Source organism: Microbacterium sp. GQ128, assembly GCF_059758615.1.
On sequence record NZ_JCAXDY010000001.1, the window covers coordinates 1 to 21,239 of the forward strand.

General features: G+C 69.5%; 22 protein-coding genes. 17 read left to right on the plus strand and 5 right to left on the minus strand.

Going from position 1 to position 21,239, the window contains the following annotated elements:
* The first annotated feature begins 27 nt into the window (after positions 1–27).
* The 17 genes from AC6CHX_RS00005 (at position 28) to AC6CHX_RS00085 (ending at position 17,427) form a co-directional block, all read left to right on the plus strand.
* Positions 28–1,968 (plus strand): primosomal protein, encoded by a 1,941-nt coding sequence (locus AC6CHX_RS00005; protein WP_498271176.1) that lies wholly within the window; start codon positions 28–30, stop codon positions 1,966–1,968.
* Complete coding sequence (locus AC6CHX_RS00010; protein ID WP_498271177.1) at positions 1,968–3,005, plus strand: HAD-IIA family hydrolase; 1,038 nt, start codon at positions 1,968–1,970, stop codon at positions 3,003–3,005. The genes AC6CHX_RS00005 and AC6CHX_RS00010 overlap by 1 nt, the downstream gene beginning before the upstream one ends.
* Before the next feature lie 52 nt (positions 3,006–3,057).
* Positions 3,058–3,234 (plus strand): hypothetical protein, encoded by a 177-nt coding sequence (locus AC6CHX_RS00015; protein WP_167381665.1) that lies wholly within the window; start codon positions 3,058–3,060, stop codon positions 3,232–3,234.
* The gene (locus tag AC6CHX_RS00020) at positions 3,231–4,028 is read left to right on the plus strand and encodes a TlyA family RNA methyltransferase (RefSeq protein ID WP_498271178.1); all 798 of its coding nucleotides are present in this window, start codon (positions 3,231–3,233) and stop codon (positions 4,026–4,028) included. Before AC6CHX_RS00015 ends, AC6CHX_RS00020 begins: the two co-directional genes overlap by 4 nt.
* Positions 4,025–4,945, plus strand: coding sequence for an NAD kinase (locus AC6CHX_RS00025; protein WP_498271179.1), 921 nt, complete (start codon positions 4,025–4,027; stop codon positions 4,943–4,945). Before AC6CHX_RS00020 ends, AC6CHX_RS00025 begins: the two co-directional genes overlap by 4 nt.
* Positions 4,942–6,633, plus strand: coding sequence for a DNA repair protein RecN (gene recN / locus AC6CHX_RS00030; RefSeq protein WP_498271180.1), 1,692 nt, complete (start codon positions 4,942–4,944; stop codon positions 6,631–6,633). The genes AC6CHX_RS00025 and recN overlap by 4 nt, the downstream gene beginning before the upstream one ends.
* A 17-nt stretch (positions 6,634–6,650) precedes the next feature.
* Positions 6,651–8,360, plus strand: coding sequence for a CTP synthase (pyrG, locus tag AC6CHX_RS00035; RefSeq protein WP_136042282.1), 1,710 nt, complete (start codon positions 6,651–6,653; stop codon positions 8,358–8,360).
* Entirely contained in the window at positions 8,353–8,934 is a 582-nt protein-coding gene (locus tag AC6CHX_RS00040; protein ID WP_498271181.1) for an NUDIX domain-containing protein, read from the plus strand. The genes pyrG and AC6CHX_RS00040 overlap by 8 nt, the downstream gene beginning before the upstream one ends.
* Positions 8,935–8,937: 3 nt before the next feature.
* Positions 8,938–9,840 (plus strand): site-specific tyrosine recombinase XerD, encoded by a 903-nt coding sequence (gene xerD, locus AC6CHX_RS00045; protein WP_136042279.1) that lies wholly within the window; start codon positions 8,938–8,940, stop codon positions 9,838–9,840.
* A 156-nt stretch (positions 9,841–9,996) separates the two neighbouring features.
* On the plus strand, positions 9,997–10,830 hold the full coding sequence (locus tag AC6CHX_RS00050; protein WP_167381670.1) for a ParA family protein: 834 nt from the start codon (positions 9,997–9,999) through the stop codon (positions 10,828–10,830).
* On the plus strand, positions 10,820–11,668 hold the full coding sequence (locus AC6CHX_RS00055; RefSeq protein WP_376107246.1) for a segregation and condensation protein A: 849 nt from the start codon (positions 10,820–10,822) through the stop codon (positions 11,666–11,668). The genes AC6CHX_RS00050 and AC6CHX_RS00055 overlap by 11 nt, the downstream gene beginning before the upstream one ends.
* A complete protein-coding gene (gene scpB / locus AC6CHX_RS00060) occupies positions 11,658–12,302 on the plus strand; it encodes an SMC-Scp complex subunit ScpB (protein WP_498271182.1) in 645 nt (214 codons plus the stop codon). The genes AC6CHX_RS00055 and scpB overlap by 11 nt, the downstream gene beginning before the upstream one ends.
* The gene (locus tag AC6CHX_RS00065) at positions 12,299–13,105 is read left to right on the plus strand and encodes a pseudouridine synthase (protein WP_498271183.1); all 807 of its coding nucleotides are present in this window, start codon (positions 12,299–12,301) and stop codon (positions 13,103–13,105) included. Before scpB ends, AC6CHX_RS00065 begins: the two co-directional genes overlap by 4 nt.
* Positions 13,102–14,238 (plus strand): prephenate dehydrogenase, encoded by a 1,137-nt coding sequence (locus AC6CHX_RS00070; RefSeq protein WP_498271184.1) that lies wholly within the window; start codon positions 13,102–13,104, stop codon positions 14,236–14,238. The genes AC6CHX_RS00065 and AC6CHX_RS00070 overlap by 4 nt, the downstream gene beginning before the upstream one ends.
* Positions 14,231–14,953 (plus strand): (d)CMP kinase, encoded by a 723-nt coding sequence (gene cmk, locus AC6CHX_RS00075; RefSeq protein ID WP_498271185.1) that lies wholly within the window; start codon positions 14,231–14,233, stop codon positions 14,951–14,953. The genes AC6CHX_RS00070 and cmk overlap by 8 nt, the downstream gene beginning before the upstream one ends.
* A 40-nt stretch (positions 14,954–14,993) precedes the next feature.
* The gene (der, locus tag AC6CHX_RS00080) at positions 14,994–16,466 is read left to right on the plus strand and encodes a ribosome biogenesis GTPase Der (protein ID WP_498272006.1); all 1,473 of its coding nucleotides are present in this window, start codon (positions 14,994–14,996) and stop codon (positions 16,464–16,466) included.
* Between the two features lie 61 nt (positions 16,467–16,527).
* On the plus strand, positions 16,528–17,427 hold the full coding sequence (locus tag AC6CHX_RS00085) for an NUDIX domain-containing protein (RefSeq protein ID WP_498271186.1): 900 nt from the start codon (positions 16,528–16,530) through the stop codon (positions 17,425–17,427).
* 45 nt (positions 17,428–17,472) lie between these two features.
* Here the strand turns inward: AC6CHX_RS00085 and AC6CHX_RS00090 are convergent, their stop codons facing one another.
* Genes AC6CHX_RS00090 through AC6CHX_RS00110 form a run of 5 tightly spaced genes read right to left on the minus strand, consistent with a single transcriptional unit; the run spans position 17,473 to position 21,180 of the window.
* Positions 17,473–18,957 carry an HNH endonuclease signature motif containing protein gene (locus tag AC6CHX_RS00090; RefSeq protein ID WP_498271187.1) on the minus strand — a complete coding sequence of 495 codons (1,485 nt, stop codon included), beginning with the start codon at positions 18,955–18,957 and terminating at the stop codon, positions 17,473–17,475.
* A 52-nt stretch (positions 18,958–19,009) separates the two neighbouring features.
* Entirely contained in the window at positions 19,010–19,381 is a 372-nt protein-coding gene (locus AC6CHX_RS00095; protein WP_376106993.1) for an RNA-binding S4 domain-containing protein, read from the minus strand.
* Positions 19,381–20,049 (minus strand): lysoplasmalogenase family protein, encoded by a 669-nt coding sequence (locus AC6CHX_RS00100; RefSeq protein ID WP_498271188.1) that lies wholly within the window; start codon positions 20,047–20,049, stop codon positions 19,381–19,383. The genes AC6CHX_RS00095 and AC6CHX_RS00100 overlap by 1 nt, the downstream gene beginning before the upstream one ends.
* A gap of 56 nt (positions 20,050–20,105) precedes the next feature.
* Complete coding sequence (locus AC6CHX_RS00105) at positions 20,106–20,561, minus strand: hypothetical protein (RefSeq protein ID WP_498271189.1); 456 nt, start codon at positions 20,559–20,561, stop codon at positions 20,106–20,108.
* Positions 20,562–20,595: 34 nt separating this feature from the next.
* The gene (locus AC6CHX_RS00110; RefSeq protein ID WP_498271190.1) at positions 20,596–21,180 is read right to left on the minus strand and encodes a GNAT family N-acetyltransferase; all 585 of its coding nucleotides are present in this window, start codon (positions 21,178–21,180) and stop codon (positions 20,596–20,598) included.
* Positions 21,181–21,239: the final 59 nt, after the last annotated feature.

A 21,239-nucleotide genomic window follows, 5' to 3' on the forward strand; every position in this document is an offset into this window, starting at 1 on the left:
GTTTACTCGAAAAGAACAGGGAGCATCATGCCAGAAGAGGAAGAGCGCCGTCCGCGTCGCAACGACGACAGCGGATCGCGCGGCAATCGCGCTTCTGGCGGACGCCCTGGGAACAGCCGTGACGGCTCGGCCCCGCGTCGTGAGGGTGGCGGCTACAACCGTGACGGCGCAGCTCCGCGCCGCGAGGGTGGTTACAACCGTGATGGTGGTGCTCCGCGTCGCGAGGGTGGCGGCTACAACCGTGATGGCGGTGCCCCGCGCCGTGAGGGCGGCGGGTACAACCGTGATGGTGGTGCCCCGCGTCGTGAAGGTGGCTACAACCGTGATGGTGGTGCTCCGCGTCGCGAGGGTGGCGGGTACAACCGAGATGGTGGTGCCCCGCGTCGTGAAGGTGGCTACAACCGTGATGGCGGTGCCCCGCGTCGCGAAGGCGGTGGCTACAACCGTGATGGTGGAGGCCCGCGCCGTGAAGGCGGCGGCTACAACCGTGATGGTGGTGCTCCGCGTCGCGAGGGTGGTGGGTACAACCGTGATGGCGGTGCCCCGCGCCGTGAAAGCGGCGGGTACAACCGTGATGGTCGTGCCCCGCGTCGTGAAGGTGGCTACAACCGTGATGGTGGAGCTCCGCGCCGTGAGGGTGGTGGGTACAACCGTGATGGCGGTGCCCCGCGCCGTGAAAGCGGCGGGTACAACCGTGATGGTGGTGCCCCGCGTCGTGAAGGTGGCTACAACCGTGATGGTGGTGCCCCGCGTCGTGAAGGTGGCTACAACCGTGATGGTGGTGCCCCGCGTCGTGAAGGTGGCTACAACCGCGACGGTGGTGCCCCGCGTCGCGAGGCCGGCGGCTACAACCGTGATGGTGGAGCTCCGCGCCGTGAGGGTGGCGGGTACAACCGTGAGGGTGCAGCCCCGCGTCGCGAGGGAGGCGGCTACAACCGTGACGGTGCCGATCCGCGCCGCGACTCTGCACCCCGTCGCGACGGCGGCGACCGTGATCGCTCGCGTTCCTTCCCGCAGCGCGGAGGCGCGAACCGGGAGCGTCCGGCTCAGGCGGCCAACGAGCGTCCGCGGTTCGACGAGCCGCAGATCCCTGATGAGATCACGGCACGCGACCTCAACGGGGCGGCTCGCAACGAGCTCAAGACCCTGAGCAAGGAGAACGCGGAGCATGTCGCGCGTCACCTGGCTATGGCTTCGAAACTCATCGACGAGGACCCCGCGCTTGCCCACGAGCATGCACTCGCTGCTTCTCGCCGTGCCGGTCGTATCGCGATCGTCCGTGAGACCCTCGGCATCACTGCTTACGCGACGGGCGACTTCGCCCTCGCGCTCCGCGAACTGCGCACCTATCGACGCATCTCGGGCAAGGACGATCAGATCGCGCTGATGGTCGACAGCGAGCGTGGCATCGGTCGCTCCGATCGGGCGCTGGAGACCGGCCGCGCAGTCGACCGCTCAGCCCTCGAGACTCCGGTACGCGTCGCTCTGGCGATCGCGATGTCGGGTGCGCGTCTGGACCAGGGCGATCTGGAGCTGGCACTCGGCGAGCTCGAGATCCCGGAGCTCGACCCGGATCGGGCATTCGAGTGGAGCCCGTCGCTGTTCGCCGCTCGTGCTGCTGTTCTCGAGGATCTCGGGCGCACGGAGGAGGCCGCGTTCTGGGCGCACCGCGCCGAGGTCGCCGCCCAGGCACTCGGCATCGACGAGGCCGGCGACGAGGAGATCTTCATCGAAGACAGCATGATCGAGGGCGAGTTCCTCGAGGAGGCTGAAGTTGAAGCTGAAGCTGAAGCTGAAGTTGAGGCCGATGACTTCCACGAGTCAGACGCCGATGAGTCAGACTCCGACGGATCAGACACCGACGGATCAGACACCGACGAGCCGGCCGCGGCCGAGCCCTCGGTCGAGGACGAGGTCCGGGAGCTCCTGGGTGAGGACGAGGCCGACGACACGGACCCGGAGGCGTAGTGGCGCTGTTCTCACGCAAGCGTGCTCCGCGCACGCCTCTCGATGGGGTCGACACGATCCTCGCTGATCTCGATGGCGTGGTCTACGCGGGCCCGGGCGCGCTGCCGTACGCGATCGACAGCCTCAATGAGGCCGCGAAGTCGGCGCGACTCGGTTACATCACCAACAATGCGGCTCGCACCGATGCATCCGTCGCGGAGCACCTCAGCAGCCTGGGCCTCCGCGTCGATGCGGCCGACGTGGTCACGAGCCCGCAGGCGGCCATGCGGTTGATGGCGAAGATCGTGCCCGCGCCGGCGACGATCCTGGTCGTCGGCGGCGATGGGCTCGTCGACGAGGTCCAGAAGGCCGGTTACGCCGTCACGCGCAGCGCCGAGGATTCGCCGAGCGCCGTCGTCCAGGGGTTCGCCCCGGAGGTGGCGTGGACCGACCTCGCCGAGGCGGCATTCGCCCTCAAGATCCCCGAAGACGAGGGCGGGATCCCGTGGATCGCCACGAACACGGACTGGACGATCCCGCGTGAGCGCGGTGTCGCACCGGGGAACGGCACTCTCGTCTCCGCGGTGCACACGGCCATCGGTCGTTTGGCGACCGTCGCCGGCAAACCCGAGGCGCCCATCTTCGAAGAGGCACTCGCCCGATTCGGCGCGCAGAAGGCGCTGTTCATCGGCGACCGGCTCGACACCGACATCATGGGTGCGAGCCGGGTCGGGATCGACTCCGTGCTCGTCCTCACCGGAATCGACCGTCCCAAGCACGTGCTGGCCACTCCCGAGGGCTCGCGTCCGACCTACATCCTCGGCGACCTGCGTGAGCTTCACGCGCCCTATCCGGAGGTCACGGAACGGGATGGCGTGTTCGATGTGAACGGCGCTGCCGTACGGGTCGTGGGGGCGGACGTCGAGATCGTGGCGGAGTCCGGATCGCAGATCGACCTGCTGCGCGCCGGCGCAGCCGCGATCTGGGCATCGGGGACACCCGTGTTCGTGCTGCGCGTTCCCGAGCGCCTCTACGACGACCCCTTCCATCGCCCCTGAGGCCACTCGCGTCGCTCCGACCGCCGTCGGAGGCGCCGCGTACAGTGGAACCGTGAGCGAAGAGACGACGAGTGCGCCGACCGACGGCCTGTGGAGCCGCCTCCGTCTGATCGAGGGGCAGCCTCTTCCGGCGCGAGCCGATGCGTACGCGAGCCTGCACGACGAGCTCTCCCGACGCCTCGAAAGCGGCGCGAAGCTCGACCAACGGGAGACCCCGGGATCCCGATGACGCGACTCGACGCTGCCCTCGCCGCCCGAGGACTCGCCCGCTCGCGCAGCCATGCGGCCACACTCATCGCCGATGGTCTCGTGAGCATCGACGGCCGCCCGGTGGTGAAAGCTTCGACCGCCGTCGACGATGAGGCGCAGATCACGATCGCCGGCGCCGATCACTATGTCGGTCGCGCGGCCCACAAGCTCATCGCCGGCCTCGACGGATTCGCGATCCCGGTCGAGGGGCGCCTCGCGCTCGACATGGGGGCGTCCACCGGAGGATTCACGCAGGTGCTCCGGGAGCGCGGCGCACGCAAGGTGCTCGCCGTCGACGTCGGACACGGTCAGCTCGCCGCGTCGATCGCGGCAGACCCCGGCGTCGTCGCCGTCGAGGGCTACAACGTGCGTCACATGACGCGGGAGAACCTCACCGACGCGACCGGCGAGAGCGACGCCCCCGACCTCGTGGTCGGGGACCTCTCTTTCATCTCTCTCGAGCTCGTGCTGCCGGCGGTGGCGGTCATCACCGAGCCGGGATCCGACATCCTGCTGCTCGTGAAGCCGCAGTTCGAGGTCGGGCGCACCGCGGTGCGCGGCGGTCTGGTCACCGACCCCGCGACGCGCGCGGACGCCGTCGCCCGCACCGTGTGGACCGCCTGGGATCTCGGGTTCGGGATGCTCGGCATCCTGCCCTCCCCGATCCTCGGAACGCACGGCAATGCCGAGTATCTGGTGCACCTCGCGCCGGGTCGGGGCAGCAATCCGACAGAATGGTTGGACAGCATCAACCGACTGGCAGGAGGACGATGAACGAGCGCAGCATCCTGGTCGTCGCCCACGCCGGCCGAGTCGACACGGTCGACGCCGCCCGCCGGGTGATCGGGGCCCTTCGGGAAGCCGGAGCCCGACCGGTGCTGGCCGCCGACGACCATGAGGCTCTCGTGGCCGTGGACGGGTTCTTCGCCGATGCCGACGTGCTCGGAGTGTCCGTCGATCCTGCCGATCTCGAACTGGCGATCGTGCTGGGGGGCGACGGGACCATCCTCCGTGCCGCCGAGCTCGTCCGCGACAGCGGCGCACCCGTGCTGGGCATCAACATGGGCCACGTCGGCTTCCTCGCCGAGATCGACCGCGACGACATGGACAAGGCCGTCCGCCGCGTGATCGACCGAGACTACGAGGTCGAGGAACGACTCGCGCTCTCCGTGCGGGTGAAGGATGCCGCAGGCGCGGTCGTCTACGAGACCTGGGCCCTCAACGAGGCCACGGTCGAGAAGGCCAGCCGTGAGCGGATGATCGAGGTCGTGCTCGAGATCGACGGTCGCCCGCTGTCGAGCTTCGGTTGCGACGGCATGGTCGTCTCCACACCCACAGGCTCGACCGCCTACAACTTCTCCGCCGGGGGACCGGTCATCTGGCCCAGCGTCGAGGCGATCGCCGTGGTGCCGCTGTCGGCGCACGCGCTCTTCGCCAAGCCTCTCGTCGTCAGCCCCGATGCCTCGGTCGCCATCGAGATGCTCGAGCGCACCGACGGCTCGGGCATCCTGTGGTGCGACGGCCGACGCTCGCACGACCTCCCGCCCGGCGCGCGCGTCGTGGTCCGCCGGTCTTCGCGTCCGGTGCGACTCGCACGCCTGCACCCCACGGCGTTCACCGACCGGCTCGTGCGCAAGTTCCAGCTGCCCGTCGAAGGATGGCGCGGACAGGCGCAGGGGGCGCAGTCATGATCGAGGAGATGCGGATGCAGGGCCTCGGTGTGATCGCCGACGCCGTGCTGCCCCTCGGTCCGGGATTCACGGCGATCACCGGCGAGACCGGTGCCGGAAAGACGATGGTGGTCACGGGGCTCGGGCTGCTGCTGGGTCAGCGCGCGGATTCCGGTGCGGTGCGCGCCGGTGCCGCCCAGGCCTCGGTCGCCGGTGTCTGGATCGTCCCCGAGAAGGGCGATGTCGCCGAGATCGTCGCCGACGCCGGGGGAGAGCTGGAGCCCGCTGGAGCCGGTAACGCCGAACTGTACGTCTCGCGCACGCTGAGCGCCGAGGGCCGCAGCCGAGCGAGCGTCGGTGGCCGCGCCGCACCGGCAGGAGTGCTCTCGGCTCTCGCGGAAGAACTCGTCGTGGTCCACGGACAGTCCGAGCAGCTGCGTCTGCGCTCCGCGGCTGCGCAGCGCGACGCCCTCGACCGCTTCGGCGGTGCTCCGATCGCGAAGGCGCTCGAGGCATACGCCGCCTCCTTCTCCCGCTGGCGGACACTCGACGCCGAGATCTCCGAGATCACGGAGAACCGCGACCGCCGCGCGGAAGAAGCAGCACGACTGCGCGAAGCCCTCGCACTGATCGAGGCGACCGCGCCGGAGCCGGGGGAGGACCAGGAGCTCGCCGAGCGTGCGGAGCGACTCGCGAACGCCGAAGAGCTGCGTCTGGCCGCCTCCCTCGCCCATGGTGCGCTCTCGAGTGAAGACGGTGAGCCCGATGCGTCGGCCCTCGTCGCGGAGGCGCGTCGTCTGCTCGAGCGCACCGCCGATGCGAAGCTCACCGAGATCGGCGAGAGCATCGCCGACATCGGTTACCGGATCGCCGACACCGCCGGACTCCTGTCCGCGTACCTGGCCGACCTCGACGAGACGGGCCCCCACGAGCTCGCCGCCGTCGAAGAGCGTCGAGCGGCACTCGGGACGCTGATCCGTGCGCACGGATCGCTCGACGAGGCTCTCGCGCTCTGGCAGACCGGCTCGGCACGCCTCGCCGAGCTCGACGACGACGGCGATCGCATCGAACGCCTCATCGCCGAGCGCGATGCGGCGCGAGCCGAACTCGATGCGCATGCCGCCGCGCTCACCGCGACGCGCACCGAGGCGGCTGCACGTCTCGGCGATGAGGTCACCGCCGAGCTGCACGCCCTCGCCATGCCGGATGCGCGCCTCGAGGTCGCCGTCTCGGAGGGGGCCGAGAGCACCCACGGTCGAGATGACGTCGCCATCCTCCTCGCCCCGCATCCGGGCGCCGAGCCACGCTCCGTCTCCAAGGGCGCCTCGGGCGGCGAGCTGTCGCGCGTGATGCTCGCGATCGAGGTCGTGATCGCCGCGACCGACCCGGTCCCGACGTTCGTCTTCGATGAGGTCGATGCCGGTATCGGAGGCGCCGCCGCCATCGAAGTGGGGCGGCGACTCGCCCGGCTCGCAGAGAAGTCGCAAGTCATCGCGGTCACGCACCTCGCGCAGGTCGCCGCGTTCGCGAACAACCACCTGTCGGTCGTGAAGGCCAATGATGGCGCGGTCACGGCGTCGAGCGTCCGGCGTCTCGAGGGTGAGAACCGAGAGGCCGAGATGGCCCGTCTGCTGTCCGGACTCACCGATTCGGATGCCGCACTGACCCACGCGCGTGAACTTCTCAGCCTCCGCGTCCCCACCGCCTGATAGGATCGAAGCCCGTGATGAACTCTTCTTCCGCGGCACCCAAGAACGACACGACCAAGCACATCTTCGTGACTGGTGGTGTCGTTTCGTCTTTGGGCAAGGGACTGACGGCGGCCAGCCTCGGCAACCTCCTCACGGCCCGCGGTCTGCGCGTCGTGATGCAGAAGCTCGACCCTTATCTGAACGTCGATCCCGGCACGATGAACCCGTTCCAGCACGGTGAGGTCTTCGTCACGGACGACGGCGCCGAGACCGACCTCGACATCGGCCACTACGAGCGGTTCCTCGACATCAACCTGTCCGAGGCCGCCAACGTCACCACCGGCCAGATCTACTCGCAGGTGATCGCGCGCGAGCGCCGCGGCGAGTACCTCGGCGACACGGTGCAGGTCATCCCGCACATCACCGACGAGATCAAGCGTCGGATGCGGCTGCAGGCCAGCGAAGACCCGCGCCCCGACGTGATCATCACCGAGGTCGGCGGCACGGTCGGCGACATCGAGTCGCAGCCGTTCCTCGAGTCCGCCCGCCAGCTCCGTCATGAGCTCGGCCGCGACAGCGTGTTCTTCGTGCACGTGTCGCTCGTCCCGTTCATGGGGGCGTCGGGGGAGCAGAAGACCAAGCCGACGCAGCACTCCGTCGCGGCGCTCCGTCAGGTGGGTATCCAGCCCGACGCGCTCGTGCTCCGCAGCGACCGTCCCGTCAGCGCGAGCAACCGCAACAAGATCGCCCTCATGTGCGACGTCGACGTCGAAGGCGTCATCAACACCGTCGACCTGCCGAGCATCTACGACATCCCGTCGACGCTCAACGACCAGGGTCTCGACTCGTACATCGTGCGCCGCCTCGGCCTCGACCAGAAGGCCGCGGAAGAGGTCGACTGGACGCGCTGGAGCAAGGTGCTGCACGCGGTGCACAACCCCAAGCACGAAGTCACGATCGGCCTGGTCGGCAAGTACATCGACCTGCCCGACGCCTACCTCTCGGTGACCGAGGCGCTCAAGGCCGGCGGTTTCGCGCAGGAGACCAAGGTGAACATCCGCTGGATCCCCTCGGACCTCTGCGAGACGCCGGAAGGCGCCCAGGAGCAGCTCGCCGAGCTCGACGGCATCTGCGTGCCCGGCGGCTTCGGCATCCGCGGCATCGAGGGCAAGCTCGGCGCCCTGAAGTTCGCGCGCGAGCAGGGCATCCCGACGCTCGGTCTGTGCCTCGGCCTGCAGTGCATGGTCATCGAGTACGCGCGCGATGTGGCCGGCATCGTCGGCGCCTCCTCGAGCGAGTTCGACCCGGAGACCTCCGAGCCCGTCATCGCCACGATGGCGGAGCAGGTCGACATCCTCGACGGCGGCGACCTCGGCGGCACGATGCGCCTCGGCCTGTACCAGGCGGCCCTCGCCGAAGGATCGCTCGCTCGTGAGCTGTACGGTGCGCCGGAGGCCTCCGAGCGGCACCGTCACCGCTATGAGGTCAACAACGCCTACCGCGACCGTCTGACGGAAGCCGGCCTGGTCTTCTCCGGACTCAACCCCGAGCTCGACCTGGTGGAGTACGTCGAGCTGCCGCGCGACGTGCACCCGTACTACATCGCCACGCAGGCTCACCCGGAACTGCGCTCGCGTCCCACTGCGCCGCACCCGCTGTTCCGCGGGCTCGTCGGCGCTGCGATCGAGCGTCACCGTGCGAGCGAGCTGTTCGACGTGAGCGATGACGTCACGGCCGATGCCTGAGTCGATCCAGCCCCTCCGGGACGAACCGTTCGAGCCGGAGGTGCTCCAGAGCGACCTCGTCTACGAAGGCCGGGTCTGGCACGTGCGCTCCGACCGCGTGCGCTACGGCGATGGCGAGATCGTGCGGCAGTACGTCGACCACACGGGTGCGGTGGCGATCCTCGCGCTCGATGACGACGGGCGGGTTCTGCTGATCCAGCAGTACCGGCATCCGATCCGTCATCGGGACTGGGAGCTGCCCGCCGGCCTGCTCGATGTCGAGGGGGAGGAGCCGCTCGCGGCCGCCCAGCGCGAGCTCGCGGAGGAGGCCGACCTCGTGGCCGCCCACTGGGAGCCGCTGGTCTCGTCGTGGACCACGCCCGGCGGCAACGACGAGGTCATCCACATCTTCCTCGCGACGGGCATCTCGTCGGCGGAGAACCCGCACGATCGCGAGGATGAGGAAGCAGACATCCGCGTCGAGTGGGTGCCGCTGGCCGACGCGGTGGATGCCGTTCTCGAGGGCCGCATGCACAACGGCATCCTCACGATCGGCATGCTGGCCGCGGCGCAGAGGCTGCGCGATCGGGGCTGAGGGATGCTGCTCGAGCGGGCCCTCGACGCGTACCTGCGTCACGTCACGATCGAGCGCGGCCTGAGCGAGCACACGATCGCCGCCTATCGGCGCGATCTCGACGGCTACTGCGAGTGGCTCGCGGCAGAAGGCGTCACCGACACGTCGGAGGTCACCCCGGCGGTGATCGACCGCTTCATCGCCGCGCGCGCGTCCGCCGAGCCGGCCCCGGCTTCGTCGAGCCTGGCGCGGCTGCAATCCTCGGTGCGGAGCTGGCATCGATTCCTCGCCCGCGAAGGCGTGGAGGTCGACGACCCGAGCGGGCGACTGCGCCCGCCCAAGGCACCGCGGCGCCTTCCGAAGGCACTGACCATCGATCAGGTCGAGCGGCTGCTCGCGGCTCCCTCTGCCGAGGACCCGATCGGCGTGCGCGACCGGGCCCTCCTGGAGCTTCTCTACGCCACCGGCGCCCGGGTGTCGGAGGCGATCGGACTCGATGTCGACGACCTGGCGCATGGCGACGTGCTGCGGCTGCGGGGCAAGGGCTCGAAGGAGCGCATCGTGCCCATCGGGTCGTTCGCGCGCGCGGCGGTCGATGCCTACCTCACCCGCGTCCGCCCGGCACTCGCGGCGAAGGGGCGCGCGTCGGCCCGGCTGTTCCTCGGCGCGCGCGGAGCACCCCTGTCGCGACAGAGCGCCTGGCTCGTGATCCGCGCGGCTGCCGAGAAGGCGCAGATCACCTCCGAGGTGTCGCCGCACACGCTGCGGCACTCCTTCGCGACGCATCTGCTGCAGGGCGGTGCCGACGTGCGTGTCGTGCAGGAGCTCCTCGGGCACTCGTCGGTCGCGACGACGCAGATCTACACGCACGTCTCGGTGGACACCCTGCGGGACATCTACGCCACCTCCCACCCGCGCGCGCGTTGAGCTCCGCAGACGCGGGAGAGGCGCCGTGCCGCGTGCCGAGGCGGCTGAGGAACGGGCCGACCGGTACAATCGACCAAGCACGAAGGAGCAGGAGAATCGGTGGCTGAGAAAGTGGCGAAGTCCAGGGCGAAGGCGCAGAAGGCCGACGAGACCCCCATGGGACCCACCGGCCGTCCGTATCACGGGTTCGCGATCCCGGAACCGTTGAAGTCCCACGGTCCTGCACGCATCATCGCGCTGTGCAACCAGAAGGGCGGCGTCGGCAAGACGACGACCTCCATCAACCTGGCCGCAGCTCTCGCCGAGTACGGCCGGAAGGTGCTCGCCGTCGACTTCGACCCGCAGGGCGCACTGTCCGCCGGCCTCGGCATCCCGACGCACGACGTGCCGACGATCTACGACCTCCTGCTCGACACGAAGCGCGACGCCCACGACGCGATCGTGCACTCCAGCGTCGAGGGTCTCGACGTGATGCCCGCGAACATCGACCTGTCGGCCGCCGAGGTGCACCTCGTCAACGAGGTCGCCCGTGAGACGATCCTCGCCCGGGTCCTGCGCCAGGTCGCGGGGGAGTACGACGTCATCCTCATCGACTGCCAGCCCTCGCTCGGCATCCTCACGGTCAACGCCCTCACCGCCGCACACGGCGTGATCATCCCGCTCGAGTGCGAGTTCTTCGCGCTGCGCGGTGTGGCGCTGCTCATCGAGACGATCGACAAGGTGCGCGACCGGCTGAACCCCTCCATCACGATGGACGGTCTGCTGGCGACCATGTACGACCCGCGCACGCTGCACTCCCGCGAGGTCCTCGAGCGCGTGGTCGAGGCGTTCGGGGACGACGTGCTGGAGACCGTGATCGGCCGCACCGTGAAGTTCCCCGATGCCTCGGTGTCGGGTGTGCCCATCACCGAGTTCGCCCCCGAGCACGCGGCCGCTCAGGCATACCTGCGGCTGGCGCGGGAGCTGGTCGCCCGTGGCGCTGTCGCCTAGCGAGGAGTCCGTCGACGCGACGCTCGAGGAGAGCGCGGGCGATACGGTCGCGACCGATCCGGGCTTCCGGGTCTCGCTGTCCAACTTCGACGGCCCGTTCGACCTGCTCCTGAACCTCATCTCGAAGCATGAGATGGACATCACCGAGGTCTCGCTGAGCGCGGTCACGAACGAGTTCATCGCGTACCTCGGTCAGCTCGAGAACGATGAGGAGCTGGATCAGGCATCCGAGTTCCTCGTCGTCGCCGCCACGCTCCTCGACATGAAGGTGGCCGGACTCCTCCCGCAGGGCGAACTGGTGGATGCCGAAGCCGTCGCGCTGCTCGAGGCGCGCGACCTGCTGTTCGCACGCCTGCTGCAGTACCGAGCCTTCAAGGAGGTCTCGGCGTGGTTCGGCCGTTGCCTGCAGCGCGAAGACCGTCGGCACGTCCGCGCCGCACGGCTCGACGAGAAGCACCGCAAGCAGACGCCCGAGCTGGTGTGGTCGCTCACTGCCGACGACTTCGCCGCGCTCGCGCTCCTAGCCTTCGCGCCCAAGGAGATCCCGCACGTCGGACTCGACCACCTGCACGCGCCGCTGGTCAGCATCCGGGAGCAGGCCGCGATCGTCGTCACGCTGCTCCGCGGTACGGAGTCGCTGAGCTTCCGCGAGCTCGTCTCGGGGGTGAGCGAGCCCGGCATCGTGGTCGCACGCTTCATCTCGGTGCTGGAGCTGTACCGCCACGCGGCGCTGTCCTTCGAACAACTGGAACCGCTCGGCGAGCTCACGCTGCGCTGGGCAGCCGACTCCTGGTCGGACGAGACTCTTGCGACCCTGGGGGCCGACTATGACCGATGACCTGACCGAGACCGTCGACGAGGTGGCGGAGCCGGCCTCCGACGAGGCGACGTCGGACGAGGCGACAGACGCTACCGAGATCCCGCTGTCCGAGCGCATCGAGGCCATCCTCCTCATCGTCGACGAGCCGCTCGGACTCGTGGCGCTGGCCGCCGCGGTGGGCTCCCCGGTGCCCGCCGTGCGGCAGACGCTCGAGACGCTGGTCGACGACTACGACGGGAAGGGCAAGGGCCCTCGCCGTGGCTTCGAGCTCCGCGAGGTCGGCGGTGGTTGGCGGCTGTATGTGCGCGAGGATCTCGATTCGCTGGTCGCGGAGTTCGTGGGCGGGCAGGCTCCGGCGCGGCTCTCGCAGGCGGCGCTCGAGACGCTGGCGGTCATCGCCTACAAGCAGCCGGTGACCCGAAGTCAGGTCGCCTCCATCCGTGCGGTGAACGTCGATTCCGTCGTGCGCACCCTCCTCGCCCGCGGTCTGATCACGGAGCTGTTCGCCGACTCCGAGACCGGCGCGATCAACTACGGCACGACCGAAGCACTCCTGCAGCACCTGGGCATCAACTCGCTCGACGAGCTGCCCCCGATCTCCCCTCTGCTCGACGACGGCGCAGACGGTTTCGACGAAGGGACCATCCGATGACCGGCTTCGACGCCTCCACCGACTCCGAGGGCGCGCCCGAGGGCATCCGTCTGCAGAAGGTGCTCGCCGGCGCCGGGGTGGCTTCGCGCCGCGTCGTCGAGCAGTACATCACCGAGGGACGCATCCGCGTCAACGGCATCGTCGTCTCCGAGCTCGGCCGGCGGATCGACCCGGAGCACGACCTCGTCGACGTCGACGGCACCGCCGTGCAGCTGGACGTCTCCAAGCGCTACGTCATGCTCAACAAGCCCACCGGCGTCGTCAGCAGCATGAAGGACGAGAGCGGTCGCCCCGACCTCCGTCGCTTCACCGAAGACTACGAGGAGCGCCTCTACAACGTCGGCCGCCTCGACGCGGAGACCAGCGGTCTGCTGATCCTCACCAACGACGGCGCGCTCGCGCACGTGCTCGCGCACCCGTCGTTCGGCGTGACCAAGGTCTACATCGCCAAGGTCGAGGGCACGGTGCTGCCGCAGACGATCTCGAAGCTCACGAAGGGCATCGAGCTCGAAGACGGTCCGATCGCCGCCGACAAGGCGCGTCTGCTGGACACCTCGCGCGGGTCGAGCCTGGTCGAGCTGACGCTGCACTCCGGACGCAACCGCATCGTGCGCCGGATGCTCGCCGCGGTCGGGCATCCCGTCACCGAACTGGTGCGTCGACAGTTCGGACCGCTCCACCTGGGAACCCTCCCGGCGGGGAAGACGCGGGAACTGACTAAAATCGAACTCGGCGCGCTTCTCACTCTGTCGCGCCGTGATTCCGGTGTCGCCGAGGCGCCAGGCGAGCAGGAGAACGAATGACCGATACGACGAGTGCGCCCACGGCGCGGAGGGCAGGCACCGTCGCGCCGCGCCTCTCCGGCACCGTTCGCGTCGTCGGTGCCGGTCTGCTCGGCGCGAGCGTCGGGCATGCGCTCCGGTCGAAGGGCATCGACGTCGTCCTGACGGATGCCTCGCCCGCCCAGCTGCGCCTCGCGGTCGACTACGGCGCCGGTCGCCTCGCCGCCGACGATGACATGCCCGCTCTGATCGTGGTGGCCGTGCCGCCCGACGTCACCGCCGACGTGATCCAGGCCGAGCTCGAGAGGTTCCCGGAGGCCGTCGTCACCGACGTCGCCAGCGTGAAGCTCGAGCCGTTCCGCACGTTGCAGGCGCGCGGCGTCGACCTCACCCGCTACATCGGCTCCCACCCGCTCGCCGGGCGCGAGCGCGGGGGAGCGATCTCGGCACGCGCCGACCTCTTCGTCGGTCGTCCCTGGGTCGTGTGCCGCGACGAAGACACGAAGGCCGCCGACCTCGCGCTGGTCGAGGCCCTCGCCCTCGACGTGGGTGCGATGCCGCTCGAGATGACGCCGGAGGAGCACGACCGCTCTGTCGCGCTCACCTCGCACGTGCCGCAGGTGGTCGCGAGTCTGCTCGCCGGCCGTCTCGCCGACGCCGAGGAGGGCGCGCTTCGTCTGGCCGGCCAGGGGGTGCGCGACACCACGCGCATCGCCGCCTCGGCCCCCGAACTCTGGGTGCAGATCCTCGGTGCCAACGCCGGTCCCGTCGTCGAGATCCTCGATGCCCTCGCGGGCGATCTCGCCGAGGTCGCATCCGCGCTGCGTGAGCCGAGCGCTCCGGGCGCCCGGCGCATCGTCGCCGAGACGATCCGTCAGGGCAACGACGGCGTCGACCGACTTCCCGGGAAGCACGGGCAGAACCAGCGCTTCGAGTCGCTCGTCGTCATGGTCGACGACACCGCCGGTCAACTGGGCCGCCTGTTCGGCGAGCTCGGGGAACTCGGCGTGAACGTCGAGGACCTCCGACTCGAGCATTCGCCCGGGGCGCAGTTCGGCCTGGCGGAGATCAGCGTCGACCCCGCCGCACTGCACGGGGCGATCACCGGACTTCAGGAACGCGGCTGGCGGATCGCGGGGAACACCAATGACTGACACCACCACGCCGTCCGCGGCACCGGCACACGGCACCGACGCGACGAAGTTCATCGCCATCGACGGGCCGGCCGGCTCCGGAAAGTCGAGCGTGTCGAAGGCCGTGGCCCGCACGCTCGGTCTCGGCTACCTCGACACGGGGTCCGCGTACCGGGCGCTCGCCTGGCACGTGCTGGACCGTGGTGCCGACACTTCCGATGCCGACGAGGTCCTCGCCGCCGCATCCGATTTCCCGGTGCAGTTGGGGCTCGACCCCGATGACCGCACCGTGCGCGTCGGCGATGCCGATGTGACCGAAGCCATCCGGGACCCGCGGGTCTCCGGTGCCGTGAGTGGCGTGGCGCGCGTGCCCGCGGTGCGTGCCCAGGTGAATGAGCTGTTCCGCACGCTCGTCGCCGAGTCCCCGTACCCGGCCGTCGTGGTCGAAGGTCGCGACATCACCACCGTCGTCGCGCCGGATGCCCCCGTGCGGATCCTCCTCACCGCGGCCCCCGAAGTGCGGGCCGCTCGACGTGCCGGCGAACTCGCCGGCGAGAACGCGGCAGCTGTCGCCGCGGCGCTGCACAAGCGCGACGCCTCAGACAGCGCCGTCGTCGACTTCCTGAACGCCGCAGAAGGCGTCGAGGTCGTCGATTCGACGGAACTCGATTTCCCCCAGACCATCGACGCCGTCCTCACGGTGATCGAGCGAATCCAAGGAGCACACCGTGGCTGACGAAGAATACGAAGGCGGCCCCGACCAGCTCGCCGAGAAGATGGAACAGATCGACGAGCATCTCGCCGAGCAGCGGGCGGAGACCCTGCGCGCCGGGCTCGCCGACTACGACCTGGACGATGAGGACGCAGAGCTTCTCGCGGGTGTCACGCTCGGCGAGGACGGCATCCACTACAGCCCGGCGCTTCCGGTGGTGGCGATCGTGGGGCGGCCGAACGTGGGCAAGTCCGCGCTCGTCAACCGCATCCTCGGCCGCCGCGAGGCCGTCGTGGAGGACACGCCCGGCGTGACCCGCGACCGCGTGACGTACAAGGCCGAGTGGGCCGACCGGCGGTTCTCCCTCGTCGACACCGGCGGCTGGGAGCCCGACGCCCGCGGCATCGACCGTTCGGTCGCGATGCAGGCCGAGGTCGCGATCGACCTCGCCGACATGGTGCTGTTCGTGGTCGACGCGATGGTCGGCGCCACCTCGACCGACGAGCACGTCGTGAAGCTGCTGCGCAAGAGTGGCAAGCCGGTGTTCCTCGTCGCCAACAAGATCGATGACGCCCGCCAGGAGCCGGAGACGGCGGGCCTGTGGAGCCTGGGCCTGGGCGAGCCCTGGCCGGTGTCGGCCATCCACGGACGCGGCGTCGCCGACCTGCTGGATGCCGTGCTGAAGAAGCTCCCCGAAGTCTCGGCCGTCGCGAAGCAGGAGATCGGTGGACCGCGTCGTGTCGCCATCCTCGGTCGCCCGAACGTGGGCAAGTCGTCGCTGCTGAACAAGGCGGCCGGCGAGGAGCGCGTGGTCGTGAACGACCTGGCCGGCACCACCCGCGACCCGGTGGACGAGGTCGTCGAGCTCGGCGGCAAGATGTGGCGTCTGGTCGACACGGCCGGCATCCGTCGTCGCGTGCACATGGCGCAGGGTGCGGACTTCTACGCCTCGCTCCGTACCTCTGCGGCGCTGGAGAAGGCCGAAGTCGCGGTCGTCGTGCTCGATGTCTCCGAGACGATCAGCGAGCAGGACGTGCGCATCATCGACCTCGTGCTGGAGTCGGGTCGCGCGCTCGTGCTCGCGTTCAACAAGTGGGACCGTCTGAACGACGACGACCTGGAGAACGCCGACCGTCGTCGCTACCTCGAGCGTGAGATCGAGCAGGACCTGGCGCACGTCGCCTGGGCTCCGCGCGTGAACATCTCGGCCAAGACCGGTCGTCACCTCGACAAGCTGGTTCCCGCGCTGGAGACGGCGCTGGAGAACTGGGACCGCCGTATCCCGACGGGCAAGTTCAACGCGTTCCTCGCGGAGCTCGTCGCCGAGCACCCGCACCCGCTGCGCGGTGGCAAGCAGCCGCGCATCCTGTTCGGCACGCAGGCGTCGACGCGTCCGCCGACGTTCGTGCTGTTCACGACCGGATTCCTCGATCCCGGATACCGACGGTTCATCCAGCGGCGTCTGCGCGAGCTCTACTCGTTCGAGGGCACGCCGATCGTGATCAACATGCGCGTGCGCGAGAAGCGCCAGCGCTGATCTGTTCCGGCGCATGTCGCGCCGTGGTGCCGATGCCCCGATGCTGTGAAAGGCTGAGGGGGTGACTGTCGTACCTCCTGCCGCTGGTGAACCGCGTCGCCCCGAGGGGCCGCGGGATCCGGGTGATGCGTGGGTCGTGGCCGAGTCGGGGGAGAAGTACTGGGGGCGCTTCGGTGCTGCCGGTCTGCTGGCGTACGATCCCGCTCGTGGCATCCTGCTGCAGCATCGTGTGGCGTGGAGCCACTTCGGCGGCACCTGGGGTCTCCCCGGCGGAGCGTTGCACGAGGGCGAGAGCGCGATCGTCGGTGCGATCCGCGAGGCGCAGGAGGAAGCGGGTGTGCCGGACGGTGCGGTGCGGCCGCGGTTCACGAGCGTCCTCGATCTGGGCATCTGGTCGTACACGACCGTGATCGCCGACGTGCAGGTGCCGTTCGACCCGGTGATCAGCGACCCCGAGAGCGTGGCGCTCGAGTGGGTGCCGGTCGACCAGGTCGATGCGCGGCCGCTGCATCCGGGCTTCGGCGCGTCGTGGCCGGCACTGCGCGCACTCCTCGAGGTGCGGCCGGTGGTCGTCGTCGACGCGGCGAACGTCGTCGGATCGGTGCCGGACGGGTGGTGGAAGGACCGCGCGGGGGCGGCCCGACGGCTGCGCGGGCGGCTGGAGGGATTGACCGTGCCTGCCGCCGACCTGGAACTCGAGGGCTCCGCGTGGTTCCCGGAGGTGTCGATGGTGGTCGAGGGACAGGCGCGCGGTGTCGACTTCGACGCGAGTGATGTGTCGGTCATCCGCGCCGATGCCGCGGGCGATGACGCGATCGTCGCCGAAGTCGAGCGTCTGGTGGCCGCGAAGCGCACCGTGGTCGCGGTGACCAGCGACCGAGGACTGCGCGAACGGGTCGAGCACGGGGGTGCCGAGCATGTGCGATCGGCCGGATGGTTGCGCGATCTGATCGATCACTGATCCCGACGTCTCACCGCGGGCCAAGGCTCATCCGCCGAACCGGCGTCAGACGAACATGACCCGTCGGGGCGGGGGATCGGAGTAGGCGCGGCCGAGCGGACTGTGCCAGGTGATGCTGCCGTCTCGTTCCTGCTGCGCCGCCCACCGATGCGGGTCGGGGATGTCGGGGTGCTTGAGAGTGTGGTGTGTCCGGCAGAGGTGGCCGAGGTTGTCGAGGCGCGTCTTCCCGCCCTTGGCATGATCGTGCTGGTGGTCGATTTCGCAGCGGTGCACGGGCATGCGGCAACCGGGAAAGCGGCAGTGCTGGTCACGAGCACGGAGGAACCGCCGCATACCCTCGGTCGGCGTGTACGTATCCGTTTCGACGAGCATCCCGGCGGCATCGAGGAACAGTCGGGTCCATCCGTTGTTCCCTCCCGCGAGAGCGCGGGCTACGTCGGGGTCCAACGGGCCGTGTCCGTCGAGCTCGGCCGGCTGATCGTCGATGCCGGCGAGCGTGGTCGCGGCGACCGTCACCTGGACGCGTCCTTGGATGCGTCCGAGGCCGTCGCCGTGCGCGCGGCTCGGGTCGCCGGCGAGGAGGAGGTCGGTGAAGAGGTCGGCCCGGATCTGCGCCCACGTGCGCGCGTCGGCAGGGATGTGCTCGATCTCGGGATCGGTCGCGAACGTTTCTCCGTCGGCGCTGAAGATCCTCCCGTCGGCGTGAGCGTCAGCGTCAGCAGGGTCGGCGTCAGCAGCGTCGGCGTCGGCGTTGGCCGCGGGGGCGTAGGCGTCGAAGGCCGGGTCGTCGAGCGCGAAGTCTTCGGGATGCAGGGCATCGATGTCTTCTTCCGACCACCAGGGCAGAAAATCGGGTACCGAATCCTGGCGCGCGCGCACGACTTCCCGGGTCATCCGGCTCAGCCGGTCGGAGATGGCGGTCGCGATCCATTCGGGAAGTACTGCCGTGAGCAGGGCGAGGCCGTCGTCGAGCGACTTCACGGTCACGCAGCGTTCCTTGGCCGCTCGCCGATGCCGTTCCCCGATGCTTTCGCCGATGAGTGCGCTGGCGACCTGCCTGGCGTGCGCGCGGGTGCGGGCAGCCGTGTCTTGCTCGGCGACGACGAGGACCGCCGTCTCGAACAGCGCCATGACGTCGGCATCGACCTTCTTGTTGCGGATGGCTTCGGCCACGAGCGCGCTCGCGCGGGCGATCTCCCGGACGTGGCCGGCGCTCAAGGACCCCGCGGAGAATGCGGCACGGACTGCGGGGAGGTGTTCGTGAAGCGCCTGTGCGTCGGCGAACGCGAAGTCCATCGACCCGCGGGACACGTGACCCGCGGCGGAGAACTCCGCGATCATGGAGCGGTGGATCGCGTCGCGATGGAACGGGCTCGCTGCGACCTCGGCATCGTGGAGGACGATCTGCTCGACCAACAGGTCGGCGGCCTCGGCTTCGAGCGCGGCGATGCGCCGTCGTTTCTCTACCCAGGCCTCGAGTACGCGGCGTCGCTCCGCGAGTTCGAGGTCGATGTCGGTCCGGGTGGCCATACCCCTATTCTAGAACAAAGCTTCGAAAGAATGCGGGGAGGATAACGGAATATCAATCCTCTGGGTCGTGGTTCCGCCCGCGGAGCTTGTCGATGTCGCGGCGCTCGCGTTTGGTCGGACGTCCGGCTCCACGATCACGGAGACCCAACGCGGCCTGCGGTTCCCGCGCCGGCGTCTTGTCCTCGTAGGCGAGCGCCGCCACCGGGGCACCGACTCGCTTGACGAGGAGCTGCCGCACGATCAGGATCCGGTCGAATCCGGCGATGCGGATGCGCAGCTCGTCGCCCACCCGCACCTGCTGCGCGGCCTTCACCTTGTCGCCGTTCACGCGTACATGCCCGGCACGGCATGCGGTGGTCGCAGCCGACCGGGTCTTGTAGACGCGGATCGCCCAGAGCCAGCTGTCGACGCGTGCCGCATCCATCAGGCAGTCCGCTTTCGCAGGGTGACCAGCGCGCCCGCGATGATGAGACCTTGGCCGAGCGTGTACGTGAGCATCACAGCCGGGCTGCTCCACACCGGAAGACCGTCGGGAAGGAAGAGTCGAAACGCCAGCAGAGTGTCGCTGGCGAGGAAGAACGCGCCGCCGATCGCGACCAGCGGGTGGCATCGTGCAGAGAACGCCGCCGTGCCGCCGAGCACGACGCCGTAGACCGCCACCGCGACCAGCAGGCCACCGGTGTGCGGCCCGAGGACGGCGATCATCGTCACCCACCAGAGCGCGTAGATCAGCGCCCACCACGGCATCCGCCGCACTTTCAGATGGCGGGCGAAGAGCAGGATGTATGCCACATGGGCGATGCCGAAGAACAGCAGCATCAGGGGGAGCTCCGGCGCCGCGGGGAAGAACGCGCCGGCGCCGTCGCCGAGCCATGAGAAGAGCAGTGCTGCGAGGAGCAGGATGAGGGTCATCGGGGGCTTGAGCCACCGCGCGGCGGCGAGGACGGGGATGGCGAGCAGCGGCATCAACAGGAGCTTCGTCGGTCCGGCGAGCGGGCTTCCGACGGCGAGCAGCACGACGTGGAGAACGGAGACCGCGACGTAGGGGAGGAAGGCCCAGGCCAGGAGCGAGGGCGAGGCGCGGCGCTGCATCTCCCCATCGTAGGGTCGGCCGATCGCCGGCGCTGTCGGGTGAGGCATACGCAGGGTCAGGATTCGACGGTGACCTGCTGGACGGCGTCGTCGATGCCCAGGTGCACGGCCGGCCAGTACCCCTCGGGGAAGTGCTCGCCGCAGGTGTCGGTCAGGTGCAGGACGGCGGTGCCGTCGGGGGTCACCTCGATCGCTTCGAGGGCGAGATCGGAGGCGGCGTCGTCGAGGTCCTGCCGCTCGGGTTCGCCGGTGTTGAAGTTCGTGACGACGGCGTCGGTCGCGATCCGCCGCAACATGTGCAGCCGCTTGACGACGTCGCGCATGCGGGGGAGCAGCGGCGCCACGTCGTCGGGAGTCTGGCCCTCGAGCATGAGCTCGATCTCCGCTCCCTCGACCGAGACCGTGCCGACGAACCAGTCGTGCGTGAGCACCGAGCCGTCGGTGAGCTGGGAGACGGCGCGGGTGAACGTGCCGAGTTCGGGATCGTCGATGGTCGGGCTCGCGTCGCTCATGCCTTCACGCTAGCGGCTCGCGGGTGTGACGCGATCATGGGGCCAGTTCGAGGGCGACGAGGGTGCGCCCCGGCTTGAGCTCGGTCTTCTCGATGAAGCCGGCCGCGAGGAACGTGCCGAGCGTGCCATGGAACAGATCGTTGGATCGCTGCTTCTCGCCGCGGGTATCGACCGGGTACCCCTCGATCAGTCGCGCTCCGGATTCGCGGGCGTAGTCGACGGCGGCTTCCAGGAGGGGCCGGTTCAGCCCGGCACCGCGGTGCTCGCGCCGCACGACGAAGCACGTGACCGCCCAGACCGACTCGTCATCGAACGGCTCGGTGGTCGCCGCGGCGATGATGCGCGTTCGCGGGATGCGCGCCTGGCGGGTGCGCGGCCCGATCCTGATCCAGCTGGCGGCATCGCCGTCGACGTAGGCGATGATCCCGGGCGGTGGCCCCTCGTCGATCTCGGCGCGGAACATCTCGATGCGCTGCGGAGTCGTGGTCGTGTTCCAGTCCTTGTTGCTCAGCACCGGCCAGATGCATTGGCAGCTCGCGCCGTCGCCACCTCCGGTGAGAGCATGCTGCACATCGTCCCAACGAGCCGTCGTCGCCACCTCGGTCGTGATCGTCACCATGCACGCGACGGTACGCGCGGCATCCGACAACCCGCAACGGCTCGGTTCGCGGAGGGGGT